The sequence below is a fragment of the Micromonospora globispora genome (assembly GCF_003857015.1).
Taxonomy (GTDB): Bacteria; Actinomycetota; Actinomycetes; order Mycobacteriales; family Micromonosporaceae; genus Micromonospora; species Micromonospora globispora.
Genome location: NZ_QGGF01000421.1, coordinates 1 through 13,344 on the forward strand (window position 1 = coordinate 1; position 13,344 = coordinate 13,344).

Sequence of the window (13,344 nt, forward strand, 5' to 3'; positions counted from 1 at the left end):
GATGGAGACCGTGCAGACCCACCCGGGCGCACAGTACGTCGTGACGGCAGGCGAAGATGTCGTCGGCGTTCTGCACATCGCCGATCTGGCACAGCTCCTGGAACCCAAACGGAAGATGAACACGTGATCGCACATCCCTCCGCCGTCCCGGCCGACCCCGCCACGCCGGCGCTGACACCCGTGCACCGGGGGCCGTTCCGCCCCGGCGACCGGGTGCAGCTGACCGACCCCAAGGGGCGGATGCACACCGTGACGCTGGAGCCGGGCAAGGAGTTCCACACCCACCGGGGCATCCTCAAGCACGACACGCTGATCGGGCTGCCCGACGGCAGCGTGGTCACCACCAGCGGCGGCGGCACCGCGTTCCTGGCGCTGCGGCCGCTGCTGTCGGACTACGTGCTCTCCATGCCGCGGGGCGCGCAGGTGATCTACCCGAAGGACTCGGCGCAGATCGTCGCGATGGGGGACATCTTCCCCGGTGCAAAGGTGCTGGAGGCCGGCGCCGGTTCCGGCGCGCTCTCCTGCTCCCTGCTGCGCGCGGTCGGCACCGAGGGGGAGCTGCACTCGTTCGAGCTGCGTGACGACTTCGCCCAGATCGCCCGGCGCAACGTGGAGGCCTTCTTCAACGGCCCGCACCCCTCGTGGCGGCTGCATGTGGGCGACGTCGCCGAGTGCCAGGAGACCGGTTTCGACCGGATCATCCTGGACATGCTGACGCCCTGGGAGATGCTCGACATGGTCGAGCGGGCGATCGTCCCCGGGGGCGTGCTCATCGGCTACGTGGCCACCACCCCGCAGCTGTCCGAGCTGGTCGAGGCGCTGCGCGAGCCGGGCGGCTGGACTGAGCCGCGGGCCTGGGAGTCGTTGGTCCGCGACTGGCACGCCGAGGGTCTCGCCGTCCGCCCGGACCACCGGATGATCGCGCACACCGCGTTCCTGGTGTCGGCGCGCAAGCTCGCCCCCGGGGTCACCGCGCCGCCGCGCCGGCGCAAGCCGAGCAAGGGCACCGAGGCGTACGTGCAGCGGCGGCAGGCGTTGCGGGAGGCCGAGGCGGCCCGACAAGCGGCTGCCGCGCAGGTGGCCGGCGCCGAGCCGACCGGGCCGGCGGAGGAGCCGGACGAGCCGTGACGGGGGTGCCGGGCGACCCGGCGAGGCGGAAGCGGATCATGTGTCCCGGCGCGGACCGGCGCCGGGACGACACCGAGCAGGCGGAGACGGTGGCATGAGCGAGCGGATCGGGGCGCACGGCGGGCACCCAGCCCGGGCCGGCCTGGACGGCGGGCGTACCGACCGTGCCCGCGGTCTTCCCGGACTGGTCGCCCTACAGCGACCTCGAATCCGCCGCCCGGGCCTACCTGCGCGACCCCGACGTGGCGCTCGAGGCGCTCGGCGGGGTGCTGCGCGGCGCCTCGGTGCTCGGCTTCACCCTCGAACGCTTCGTCAACGAGGTCAACGGCGTGTGGCAGGAGGTCGTCGTCTGCGACGGCAGCCGGCTCGTCCTCTGGCACGGCGAGGACGTCCCGCCGGGAGAGGGCCCGCCCGGCTCGATGACCTCCTCGCTGCGCGTGGTGCCGGTCTCCACCGTCACCGAGGTCGGCTGCCGGCGGCGGCTGACCCGCGCCGACACGGGCGAGATCAGGGTCGACAGCATCGACGTCTACCTGCTGCTGAGCTCGCTGGACGAGGCGCCGGCCGGGGACGAGATCGTCGGCGCGCCCCGGCACGACGCGCTGCGCTTCGGCAAGACCCTGGACGACGGCGGGGCCGGGCAGATCGCCCGGTTGGAGGAGTTCGCCCGGCTCGTCGCCTCGGTGGTCGGCCGCCCGGTGCTCTGAAACGCCGCCGCCCGCCGGCCCCGCCCCGCGGACCGGCAGGCGGGCGGGCGGGTCAGTCCTCCTCGGCCTCCGGGCCGGCCACCTCGACGCCGTCGCTGCCGCGCACCACGTGGATGCACTCGCCCGGGCACTCCTTCGCCGAGTCGATCACCTCGAGGCGCAGGTGCTCCGGTACGTCCACCCGGCTGCCCGGGGCCAGCCGCAGCTCCCCGTCGGCGCCCTTGACGTACGCCAGGCCGTCGACGTCGAACTCGAAGACCTCCGGCGCGTACTGCACACAGAGCCCGTCGCCCGTGCACAGATCCTGGTCCACCCAGACCTGAAGCTGGTCAGTCGCGACCTCGGCCACTGGTGCACCCCCCATGTTCTCCCGTCCCACGCTCCGACGGTACCCGAATGCCCGTACCTGCCCGTCGACCCACCCTTGGCGATCAAGCTTCGGTGACGAGCGCGTTGCGTGGGACCAGATCGGGCTCATAGCGGCTAGTGTTAGGTCAGAACGTTCAAGCCCCCCGGGGAGGTGGGACGTGGCACGCAGCGACGACGCGGATTCGCGCGCCGTACGGTGGGAGAAGGAGGCCCACGATCTCTCCACGCAGGTCGCGTTCCTTCAAGAGGAACTCGCCCTGGTGCGGCGCAAGTTGACCGAAAGCCCCCGACACGTCCGGCAGCTCGAAGAGCGGCTGGCGGCCACCCAGGCACAGTTGGCGCGGCTGACCGAGAACAACGAACGGCTCGTGAGCACCCTCAAGGAGGCTCGCGCGCAGATCGTGACGCTCAAGGAGGAGATCGACCGCCTCGCGCAGCCGCCGAGTGGCTACGGCGTCTTCCTGGCGAAACACGACGACGGCACGGTGGACGTCTTCACCGGTGGCCGCAAGCTCCGGGTCGCCGTCTCGCCCTCGCTGGAGGTCGACGAGCTCCGGCGCGGCCAGGAGGTCCTGCTCAACGACGCGCTCAACATCGTCGACGCGTTCGGCTACGAGCGGGTCGGTGAGGTCGTGATGCTCAAGGAGATCCTCGCGGGTCCCGACGGCGCCCCGGGCGACCGGGCGCTGGTGGTCTCGCACTCCGACGAGGAGCGGATCGTGCACCTCGCCGAGACCCTGATCGGCTCGCCGATCCGGGCCGGTGACTCGCTCATGATCGAGCCCCGGTCGGCGTACGCCTACGAGCGGATCCCGAAGAGCGAGGTCGAGGAGCTGGTCCTGGAGGAGGTGCCCGACGTCGACTACGAGGACATCGGTGGCCTCCAGGCGCAGATCGAGCAGATCCGCGACGCGGTGGAGCTGCCCTTCCTGCACGCCGACCTGTTCCGTGAGCACCAGCTCCGGCCGCCGAAGGGCATCCTGCTCTACGGCCCGCCCGGCTGCGGCAAGACGCTCATCGCCAAGGCGGTGGCCAACTCGCTGGCCAAGAAGATCGCCGAGCGTCGCGGCGAGGAGAAGCACACCAGCTTCTTCCTCAACATCAAGGGCCCCGAGCTGCTCAACAAGTACGTCGGTGAGACCGAGCGGCACATCCGGCTGGTCTTCCAGCGGGCGCGGGAGAAGGCCGGCGAGGGCACCCCGGTGATCGTGTTCTTCGACGAGATGGACTCCGTCTTCCGCACCCGCGGCTCCGGCGTCTCCTCCGACGTGGAGAACACCATCGTCCCGCAGCTGCTCAGCGAGATCGACGGCGTGGAGGGCCTGGAGAACGTCATCGTCATCGGCGCCTCCAACCGGGAAGACATGATCGACCCGGCGATCCTGCGCCCCGGCCGACTCGACGTGAAGATCAAGATCGAGCGGCCGGACGCCGAGGCGGCCAAGGACATCTTCTCCAAGTACATCCTCTCCGGGCTGCCGCTGCACCCGGACGACCTGACCGAGCACGGCGGCGACCCTCAGGCCACCGTGGCGGCGATGATCGACGCGGTCGTCATGCGGATGTACTCGGAGACCGAGGAGAACCGCTTCCTCGAGGTGACCTACGCCAACGGTGACAAGGAAGTCCTCTACTTCAAGGACTTCAACTCCGGCGCGATGATCCAGAACATCGTCGACCGGGGCAAGAAGATGGCCATCAAGGAGTTCCTCACCTCCGGGCGCAAGGGGCTGCGGCTGCAGCACCTGCTCGACGCCTGCGTCGACGAGTTCCGGGAGAACGAGGACCTGCCCAACACGACCAACCCGGACGACTGGGCCCGCATCTCCGGCAAGAAGGGCGAGCGGATCGTCTACATCCGCACGCTCGTCTCCGGCGGCAAGGGCGCGGAGGCCGGCAGGTCGATAGAGACCGCCAGCAACACCGGTCAGTACCTGTAACGACGAGTACGGCGAAGGCCCGCGGCGCGCTGCCGCGGGCCTTTTCCGCGTCCGCGCCGGGTCCCCCCGCGGGTCGCCACACCGTACGCCGCAGGGCCGCCACGCCCCCTTTGCGCGTGACGGCGACTACGCTCGACCTGACGGGGGGACCGGGACGGCGAGCGGAGCGGCAGGTCGATGAGCGTTAGACGGATCATGGGCACCGAGGTCGAGTACGGCATCTCCGTGCCCGGCCAGGCCGGGGCCAACCCGATGGTCACCTCCTCCCAGGTGGTCAACGCCTACGGGGCGCGCCCGGAACTCAACCGCGGCGGCCGGGCCCGCTGGGACTACGAGGAGGAGTCGCCGCTGCGCGACGCCCGCGGGTTCACCTACTCCGGGGCGGCCTACGACCCGGCCGAGGCGCTCGCCGACGAGGATCTCGGGCTGGCCAACGTCATACTGACCAACGGCGCCCGGCTGTACGTCGACCACGCGCACCCGGAGTACTCCACTCCCGAGGTGACCAACCCGCTCGACGTGGTGCGCTGGGACAAGGCGGGGGAGCGGGTGATGGCGGAGGCATCCCGCCGGGCGGCCACCATCCCGGGCACCCACCCGATCCACCTCTACAAGAACAACACCGACAACAAGGGCGCCAGCTACGGCGCCCACGAGAACTACCTCATGCGGCGGCAGACGCCGTTCGCCGACATCGTGGCGTACCTGACGCCGTTCTTCGTCACCCGGCAGATCGTTTGCGGCGCCGGTCGGGTCGGCATCGGCCAGGACGGCGGGCAGAGCGGCTTCCAGATCTCCCAGCGCGCCGACTTCTTCGAGGTCGAGGTCGGCCTGGAGACCACGCTCAAGCGGCCCATCATCAACACCCGGGACGAGCCGCACGCCGACGCCGACAAGTACCGCCGGCTGCACGTCATCATCGGCGACGCCAACCTCTCGGAGATCTCCACCTACCTCAAGGTGGGCACCACGGCGCTGATTCTCACCATGATCGAGGAGAAGGCGCTCGGCTCGGACCTGGGCATCGCCGACCCGGTCAGTGAGCTGCGCGCGGTCAGCCACGACCCCGGGCTGAAGCACCTGATGCGGCTGCGCGACGGGCGCAAGCTCACCGCCCTCGACGTCCAGTGGGCGTACCTGGAGCGGGTCCGGTCCTTCGTGGACGACCGGTACGGCAGCGACGTCGACGAGCAGACCTCGGACGTGCTGGCCCGGTGGGAGAGCGTGCTGGACCGGCTCAGCCGCGATGCGTTCCTCTGCGCCGACGAGCTGGACTGGGTGGCGAAGCTGCGACTGCTGGAGGGGTACCGGGAGCGGGAGAAGCTGGGCTGGGGTTCGCACAAGCTCCAGCTGGTGGACCTGCAGTACTCCGACGTCCGCCCGGAGAAGGGCCTCTACCACCGGCTGGTCTCCCGGGGGTCGATGAAGACCCTGCTCACCGACGAGCAGACCCGCACCGCGATGACCGAGCCGCCGGAGGACACCCGGGCGTACTTCCGCGGCCGCTGTCTGGCCCAGTACGCCTCGGAGGTCGTGGCCGCCAGCTGGGACTCGGTCATCTTCGACGTGGGCCGGGAGTCGCTGGTCCGGGTGCCGATGATGGAGCCGGATCGGGGCACCCGCAAGCACGTCGGTGACCTCTTCGACCGGTGCGCGAGCGCCAAGGATCTGCTGGAGATGCTGACCGGCGGCTGAGCGCCGCCGTTACGGAGCCCGTCGCGTGCCGGAAGGCGGCGCGCGACGGGCTTTTCGTCGCTCCGGCGAGGTAAGTTGATCGCAGGCGATCGTGGAGGAGGCACCAGATGGCTACGCAAGAAGGCGGTCAGACCCAGTCCGGCCAGTCGCACCAGGCCGAGGAGATCGAGGAGGTCGCCGCGCAGGCCAACCCCGAGGTTGCCGAGCGCCATGCCGAGATCACCGAGGACGTCGACGACCTGCTCGACGAGATCGACTCCGTCCTCGAGGAGAACGCAGAAGAATTTGTGAGGGGTTACGTGCAAAAAGGGGGAGAATAATGCTAAATATCCGATTTGCCTAGCGGGTTTGGTTGAGACACGCCAGTAGCGCCGCCGGCACCGGAACGAGCCTTGACGTTTCTGGTTCTCGATGCAATCGCAAATTACGGCGAGGGTTACTCCGCCGCACGACCCGGCGACGTGCGGCGGTGACCACAGGTGGCCGATGGGCAAGCGGGTAGAGTGTGGACGTGAAGATCGTCGTGCAGGTTCGCCTGTACCCGGACGCCGTCCAGGAGGCGGCGCTTTCGGCGACGCTGAAGTTGTGTAACGACGGTGCAAACCTCGCCTCGGTTGAGGCGTTCCAGCGGCGGATTCACACGAAGCGGGAACTTCAGCGACTCACTTATGGCCGCTTGAAGGCCCTGGGTCTATCGGCTCAGCCCGCGATCCAGGTCGCTCGTAAGGTCGCTAGCGCGTACGCCACCTTGAAGGCCAACATCCGGGTCGGCAACCTTGGCAAGCCCGGGTCGAAGCGCCGCGTCAAGGCCGAGTCGAAGCCCATCCAGTTCCGGCGTGACGCCGCGCAGCCATTCGACGACCGCTGCCTGTCCTGGCAGCTTGCCGACCGCACCGTGTCGATCTGGGCCGTCGGTGGCCGGTTGATGCGGGTGCGGTTCGGGTGCTCGCCACAGCAACACGTGACTCTCGTGGCGCACCGGCGGGGCGAGTCGGACCTTGTACACCGGGACGGCAAGTGGTTTCTGTACGCCACCTGCGACATCGGTGATGTCGAGGTGAAAGAGCCTGACGGGTTCCTGGGCGTTGACCTGGGTATCGCGAACATTGCCACCATCAACGACGGAACTCGGCACTGCGGTAAGGGGTTGAACCGGGTCAGGCACCGTAACCAGCGGCTGCGGGCCAAACTTCAGCGTATCGGCACCAAGTCGGCCAGGCGGTTGTTGAAGGCTCGCCGACGTAAGGAGGCCCGGTTCGCGGCCGACACCAACCATTGCATCGCCAAGCAGATCGTGACCGAGGCCGAACGCACCGGCCGCGGAATCGCCCTGGAAGACCTCACGGGCATCCGCGACCGGGTACGGCTCCGACGGCCCCAGCGGGTCACACTGCATTCGTGGGCGTTCCATCAGCTCGACCGGTTAATCGCCTACAAGGCGGCGCGGGCCGGGATCGCGGTCGTCCACGTTGATCCGGCGTACACCTCGCAGGGCTGCTCCGCCTGCGGGCACGTCGCCAAGGCCAACCGCTCCAACCAGTCCACCTTCCGGTGCACGTCGTGCGGTTTCGCTGAGCACGCCGACGTGAACGCAGCCCGCAACATCGCCGCCCGCGGTGTCGCGGGCTGGGCAGCCGCCAGCCTGCCGAGCGCGGCGTGACCCGTGCAGCCAGCACGGCATCCACAGCCGCAAGCTCGGCCCTTCAGGGCCGAGAAGCTGACCTGCAACGGTGGTCTTGGCCATGCGACAATCCTGCGAGGCTGGCCAGGGCGATCAATTACCTGAGAGGAACCACGTGGCAGCGGGCTTTGATCCATCCGGGCGTCTACCAGATGCGTTCACCAACGCGGGGACGTCCTCCTTCACAGCGTTCCTGAGCAAGGTGGCCCCCGAGATGCTGCCCGGCCGGCGGCCGCTGCCGCCCGGCATGGCCGCCGACCTGGCGCCGCACGCGACGACCATCGTGGCCATCTCGGCCGCCGGTGGCGTGGTGATGGCCGGCGACCGGCGCGCCACGATGGGCAACCTGATCGCCCAGCGGGACATCGAGAAGGTGCACCCGGCCGACGCGTACTCGCTGGTCGGTATCGCGGGCACCGCCGGCATCGGCATCGAGCTGATGCGACTGTTCCAGGTGGAGCTCGAGCACTACGAGAAGATCGAGGGCGCGATGCTCTCGCTCGACGGCAAGGCCAACCGGCTGGCCTCGATGATCCGCGGCAACCTGGGCGCGGCAATGCAGGGGCTGGCGGTGATCCCGCTGTTCGCCGGCTTCGACCTGGCCGCCGGCGACCCGACGAAGGCCGGCCGGATCTTCAGCTTCGACGTCACCGGCGGTCCGTACGAGGAGACCGGCTACGACGCGATCGGCTCCGGCTCGCTCTTCGCCAAGTCGGCGCTGAAGAAGCGCTACCGCGCGGGCCTGTCCATCGACGACGCCGTCCGGCTGGCGGTGGAGGCGCTCTACGACGCGGCCGACGACGACACGGCGACCGGTGGCCCGGACCTGACCCGCCGGATTTACCCGGTGGTGATGACGGCGACGGCGGAGGGCACCCACCGGCTCACCGACGCCGAGACGGCGACGATCGCGGAGAGCGTCGTCTCCGGCCGGATGGAGAACCCGGGCGGCTGATCCCGCTCCCAACCGCACCAGTCAGCAGTCCGCAGCACAGCGCCCGAAGGAGAACCGCCGCCGTGGCCATGCAGTTCTACGCCTCGCCCGAGCAGATCATGCGCGACCGCTCCGAGCTGGCCCGCAAGGGCATCGCCCGGGGTCGCAGCGCGGTGGTCCTGAGCTACTCCGGTGGGGTGCTCTTCGTCGCCGAGAACCTCTCCACCACCCTGCACAAGGTCAGCGAGATCTACGACCGGATCGGCTTCGCCGCGGTGGGCCGGTACAACGAGTTCGAGAATCTCCGCCGGGCCGGGGTGCGGATGGCCGACCTGAACGGCCTGAGCTACGACCGGCGGGACGTCAACGGCCTCGCCCTGGCCAACGCGTACGCGCAGACGCTCGGAGCGATCTTCACCGAGCAGTCGAAGCCGTTCGAGGTGGAGATCTGCGTGGCCGAGGTGGGCGCCACCCCGGAGGACGACTCGCTCTACCGGCTGACCTACGACGGCTCGGTCAACGACGAGCCGGGTCGGATGGCGATGGGTGGTCAGGCCGACGCGATCGCCGGGGTGCTCAAGTCGCAGCATCGGCCGGACATGTCGCTCAGCGAGGCGGTCCGGGTGGCCATGCAGGCGCTGAGCAGCGTCGGCGGGGAGGGCGGGGCGGCCCGGACGATCGCGGCCAACCAGCTGGAGGTGGCGGTCCTGGACCGGCGCCGGGTGGGCCGGACGTTCCGCCGGATCACCGGAGCCGCGCTGACCGCGCTGCTGGAGGGTGAGGCCGGTGCGGACGCTGCGCCGGCGCCGGGGCGGGCGAAGACGCCGACGGTGCCGACCGAGGAGGCGAACAAGCCGACCACGTCGGCCGGCTCGGCGGACCTGGAGGGCCAGGAGACGGAGCAGCCCGAGGCGTGACGCCCGCCGAAGCCCGTTGAAGCGGGCCCGGACAGGCGGCCTGAGCACGGGCGGCTGGCGAAGCGCGGGGCCAGGTAAGGGTGGAGCGCCCGGGTCAGCGGTGTGGCTTGAGCGGTGCCCACCAGGCGCGGTTCTCGCGGTACCAGTCGACGGTCGCGGCCAGCCCCTTGTCCAGGTCGACGGTGGGGGACCAGCCCAGCTCGTGGCGGCTGGTGGTGATGTCCAGCGAGTAGCGCCGGTCGTGACCCTTGCGGTCGGCGACCGGCCGGACCCGCTCCCAGCCGGCGCCGCAGGCGACCAGCAGCCGCCCGGTGAGCTCCCGGTTGGTCAGTTCAGTGGCGCCGCCGAGGTGGTAGATGCCGCCGGCGCGGCCCCGGGTCTGGGCGAGGGCGATGCCCCGGCAGTGGTCGTCGACGTGCAGCCATTCCCGGATGTTGCCGCCGTCGCCGTAGAGCGGCACGTCGTGCCCGTCGAGCAGGTTGGTGACGAAGAGCGGGACGATCTTCTCGGGGTACTGGTAGGGCCCGTAGGTGTTGGCGCCCCGGGTGATCAGCACGTCCAGTCCGTGGGTGCGGTGGTACGCCAGGGCGAGCAGATCGGCGGCCGCCTTGGAGGCCGAGTACGGCGAACTGGGGTCGAGCGGATCCCCTTCGGTCCACGAGCCGATGGCGATCGAGCCGTACACCTCGTCGGTGGAGACCTGCACGAAACGGCGGACGCCGTGCCGCAGGGCGGCGTCGAGCAGGGTCTGGGTGCCCAGCACATTGGTGGTGACGAAGGCGGCGGGGCCGGTGATGGACCGGTCGACGTGTGACTCGGCGGCGAAGTGGACCACCACGTCGTGGCCGGCGAGGGTGGCGTCGACGAGCGGCGCGTCGCAGATGTCGCCGCGGACGACCCGCAGCCGGGGGTCGGCCCGGACCGGTGCGAGGCTGCCCTCGGTGCCGGCGTAGGTGAACTTGTCGAGCACGGTGACCGCCTCGGCGTCGACGGCCGGTTCGGCGCCGGTGAGCAGTCGCCGGACGTACGCCGAGCCGATGAAGCCGGCGCCGCCGGTCACGAGGATCCTCACGGCTGGCAACGTACCGTCCGCGGGACTGCCGTGCGACGGGATGTCCAGGACGACGGCGACGGCGCCGCGTGACGCAGCCTGATCAAACGGCTGGGTTGAGCGCTGCCCATCCGGGCCCCCGGGCGGCTAATGTCACATCATGGAGCGGCGAATCTTCGGCCTCGAGACCGAGTACGGCGTCACCTGCACCTACCGCGGGCAGCGTCGGCTTTCCCCCGACGAGGTCGCGCGGTACCTGTTCCGGCGGGTGGTGTCGTGGGGCCGGTCGAGCAACGTGTTCCTGCGCAACGGTGCCCGCCTGTACCTGGACGTGGGCTCGCACCCCGAGTACGCGACACCCGAGTGCGACTCGGTCGTGGACCTGGTGGCCCACGACCGGGCCGGCGAGCGGATCCTGGAGGGGCTGCTCGTCGACGCGGAGAAGCGGCTGCACGACGAGGGCATCGCGGGCGAGATCTACCTGTTCAAGAACAACACCGACTCCGCCGGCAACTCGTACGGCTGCCACGAGAACTACCTGGTGTCCCGGCACGGCGAGTTCGGCCGGCTGGCCGACGTGTTGATCCCGTTCCTGGTCACCCGGCAGTTGATCTGCGGCGCGGGCAAGGTGCTGCAGACCCCGCGCGGGGCGGTGTACTGCCTGTCCCAGCGGGCCGAGCACATCTGGGAGGGCGTCTCCTCGGCGACCACCCGGAGCCGGCCGATCATCAACACCCGGGACGAGCCGCACGCCGACGCCGAGCGCTACCGCCGGCTGCACGTGATCGTCGGCGACTCCAACATGAACGAGGTCACCACGCTGCTGAAGGTCGGCACCGCCGACATCGTGCTGCGGATGATCGAGGCCGGGGTGGTGATGCGGGACCTGTCGCTGGAGAACCCGATCCGGGCGATCCGTGAGGTGTCGCACGACATCACCGGCCGGCGCAAGGTGCGACTGGCCTCCGGCAAGGAGGTCAGCGCGCTGGAGATCCAGCAGGAATACCTCGCGAAGGCGACCGAGTTCGTGGAGCGCCGGGGCGGCGACCAGACCGCCAAGCGGGTAGTGGAGCTCTGGGGGCGGGTGCTGCGGGCGGTGGAGACGGGCGATCTGGACCCGGTGGCCCGGGAGATCGACTGGGTGACGAAGCTGCGGCTGATCGAGCGGTACCAGCGCAAGCACGACCTGCCGCTGTCGCACCCGCGGGTGGCGCAGATGGACCTGGCGTACCACGACCTGCGGCGCGGCCGGGGCCTCTACGGGCTGCTGGAGCGGCGCGGCGAGGTGGACCGGGTGGCGACCGACCCGGAGATCTTCGAGGCGAAGGAGACCCCGCCGCAGACCACCCGGGCCCGGCTGCGGGGCGAGTTCATCCGGCACGCGCAGGAGAAGCGGCGGGACTTCACCGTCGACTGGGTGCACCTGAAGCTCAACGACCAGGCGCAGCGCACCGTGCTGTGCAAGGACCCGTTTCGGGCGTACGACGAGCGGGTGGAGCGGCTGATCGCGAGCATGTGATGACGGCGGGGCGGCGGCCGGTGCTGAACGGCACCGGCCGCCGGCCCACCGGTAGGCTGGCGGCGCGATGAACACTCCCGAACCGGCCGACCGCGAGCGCGGCGGCACCGAGAAGCTCAACTGGATCGACCGCCGCCGCGAGAAGATCCGCGCCGAGATCGAGCGCAACCGCCGCGGCGAGTACGCGGTGCCGACGTGGGTGCTGGCCACGGCGCTGATCGTGATCGTCGGCGCCTGGCTGGCGTTGATCTTCTTCGCCGGCTGACCCGCCGCTCCCGCACACCGATCGCCGGCGAGCCCGGTCAGCACGGCCGGCCGGGTCGGCCACCGGAGGGGACCGCGGCGGGCGGGCCGGGGTATCCGTCCCGCCCGGCCGGGTCAGTTGTACGGCATGGTGGGGAACCAGCCGATACCGAAGTGGGCCGGCACCCGCAGGTCCCAGTACACGACGGTGAAGACGCCGAGGGCGATGAGCAGTCCGCCGGTCACCACCGCCGCCCGGCGCGGGTCCGCCATCCAGCGCAGGAAGCGTCCCCGGGTGGCCAGCACGACCATCGCGAAGATCAGCGTGACCAGTAGGACGTTGCCCAGGGACTGCAGGGTGAACGCGAGCGCCCCGTAGAGCGGGTTGCCGGTGTCGGCGGCCCAGTGGAACAGCTTGTTGAACAGCGGGTAGGGCCGCCCGACGAGGAACCCGCCGACCAGGGCGCCCATGGCGACCACCCGGGCCACCGGCCGGTGGGCGAAGACGTCGGGCAGCACGCCGAGCGCGGCGAGGCCGAGGTAGGTCAGCGCCAGGCCGATCACGCCGAAGACCACCGACGACTGGATCAGGCGGACCGGTATCCCGTCGACCACGTCGGTGGAGAGCTGGGGAAGGCGGTCGCCGAGCAGCACGCCGACGATCCCGTAGCCGGCCGAGACCACGACCATGCCCAGCGCCAGCCAGCCGACGGGCCGGAGCAGGGAGCGCAGGGAGGCGCCCGCCGGTTCGGTGTCGCCGGCGCCGCCGACCTGGCTCATCGGGCCGACCGAGGCGGCCATGGCTATGTTGCAGGCGGTGAAGGTGCCGGCGAAGCCGGAGACGAAGGCGAAGAGCAGCCCGGCTGTGGTGCCGGTGATCGCGGTCGCCTTGGCGTCGTGCCCGAGGACGGTGTTGGCGACGGTGTCGCCGATGACGGAGTCCACCAGCTCGAACGACCAGAGCACGGCGAGCAGGACGCCGGCTGCGACGCTGATCAGCGCCACCCGCGCGCGACGTGCGGCACCGACCGCCGGTTGAGGGCGTACGGGGAGACCGGGGGCTTCCGGGATCTGCCGTAGGGACATGTCGACTCACCTTCCGCTGCGTCAGGGCCGCGCCGGCGTATTCCGCGCCCGCCGTGGCGGGTGGGGTGGAGTGC

At 70.4% G+C, this 13,344-nt stretch carries 13 protein-coding genes and 1 pseudogene; 11 read left to right on the forward strand and 3 right to left on the reverse strand.

Annotation, left to right across the window (positions count from 1 at the left end; translation table 11 throughout):
• The 3 genes and pseudogenes from DKL51_RS22760 to DKL51_RS22770 form a co-directional block, all read left to right on the forward strand.
• Positions 1-127: pseudogene (locus DKL51_RS22760) on the forward strand (peptidase M50); the annotation flags it as partial.
• On the forward strand, positions 124-1,128 hold the full coding sequence (locus DKL51_RS22765; RefSeq protein WP_438819670.1) for a tRNA (adenine-N1)-methyltransferase: 1,005 nt from the start codon (positions 124-126) through the stop codon (positions 1,126-1,128). The pseudogene DKL51_RS22760 and the gene DKL51_RS22765, both read left to right, overlap by 4 nt.
• Before the next feature lie 164 nt (positions 1,129-1,292).
• Positions 1,293-1,835, forward strand: coding sequence for a hypothetical protein (locus DKL51_RS22770; protein ID WP_124812459.1), 543 nt, complete (start codon positions 1,293-1,295; stop codon positions 1,833-1,835).
• A 52-nt stretch (positions 1,836-1,887) separates the two neighbouring features.
• On the opposite strand, the gene DKL51_RS22775 is transcribed toward DKL51_RS22770, so the two are convergent.
• Positions 1,888-2,184, reverse strand: a complete 297-nt coding sequence (locus DKL51_RS22775) for a ferredoxin (protein WP_109943078.1) — start codon at positions 2,182-2,184, stop codon at positions 1,888-1,890.
• 178 nt (positions 2,185-2,362) lie between these two features.
• Between DKL51_RS22775 and arc the strand changes: the two genes are divergently transcribed.
• The 6 genes from arc (at position 2,363) to prcA (ending at position 9,371) form a co-directional block, all read left to right on the forward strand.
• Positions 2,363-4,144 (forward strand): proteasome ATPase, encoded by a 1,782-nt coding sequence (gene arc, locus DKL51_RS22780; protein WP_109943079.1) that lies wholly within the window; start codon positions 2,363-2,365, stop codon positions 4,142-4,144.
• Between the two features lie 177 nt (positions 4,145-4,321).
• Positions 4,322-5,839, forward strand: a complete 1,518-nt coding sequence (gene dop / locus DKL51_RS22785; protein WP_109943080.1) for a depupylase/deamidase Dop — start codon at positions 4,322-4,324, stop codon at positions 5,837-5,839.
• Between the two features lie 107 nt (positions 5,840-5,946).
• Entirely contained in the window at positions 5,947-6,159 is a 213-nt protein-coding gene (locus DKL51_RS22790) for a ubiquitin-like protein Pup (protein ID WP_109943081.1), read from the forward strand.
• 191 nt (positions 6,160-6,350) lie between these two features.
• Positions 6,351-7,499, forward strand: coding sequence for an RNA-guided endonuclease InsQ/TnpB family protein (locus DKL51_RS22795; protein ID WP_109965910.1), 1,149 nt, complete (start codon positions 6,351-6,353; stop codon positions 7,497-7,499).
• 136 nt (positions 7,500-7,635) lie between these two features.
• A complete protein-coding gene (prcB, locus tag DKL51_RS22800; protein ID WP_109943082.1) occupies positions 7,636-8,475 on the forward strand; it encodes a proteasome subunit beta in 840 nt (279 codons plus the stop codon).
• A gap of 62 nt (positions 8,476-8,537) precedes the next feature.
• Positions 8,538-9,371: a proteasome subunit alpha gene (prcA, locus tag DKL51_RS22805; RefSeq protein ID WP_109943083.1), complete on the forward strand. Its 834-nt coding sequence runs from the start codon at positions 8,538-8,540 to the stop codon at positions 9,369-9,371.
• 94 nt (positions 9,372-9,465) lie between these two features.
• On the opposite strand, the gene rfbB is transcribed toward prcA, so the two are convergent.
• Entirely contained in the window at positions 9,466-10,443 is a 978-nt protein-coding gene (rfbB, locus tag DKL51_RS22810; RefSeq protein ID WP_109943084.1) for a dTDP-glucose 4,6-dehydratase, read from the reverse strand.
• Positions 10,444-10,582: 139 nt separating this feature from the next.
• Between rfbB and pafA the strand changes: the two genes are divergently transcribed.
• Both pafA and DKL51_RS22820 read left to right on the forward strand, forming a co-directional pair.
• Positions 10,583-11,941 carry a Pup--protein ligase gene (gene pafA, locus DKL51_RS22815; RefSeq protein WP_109943085.1) on the forward strand — a complete coding sequence of 453 codons (1,359 nt, stop codon included), beginning with the start codon at positions 10,583-10,585 and terminating at the stop codon, positions 11,939-11,941.
• A gap of 67 nt (positions 11,942-12,008) precedes the next feature.
• A complete protein-coding gene (locus tag DKL51_RS22820) occupies positions 12,009-12,206 on the forward strand; it encodes a hypothetical protein (RefSeq protein ID WP_109943086.1) in 198 nt (65 codons plus the stop codon).
• 113 nt (positions 12,207-12,319) lie between these two features.
• On the opposite strand, the gene DKL51_RS22825 is transcribed toward DKL51_RS22820, so the two are convergent.
• Positions 12,320-13,270, reverse strand: a complete 951-nt coding sequence (locus DKL51_RS22825; protein ID WP_109943087.1) for a hypothetical protein — start codon at positions 13,268-13,270, stop codon at positions 12,320-12,322.
• Positions 13,271-13,344: the final 74 nt, after the last annotated feature.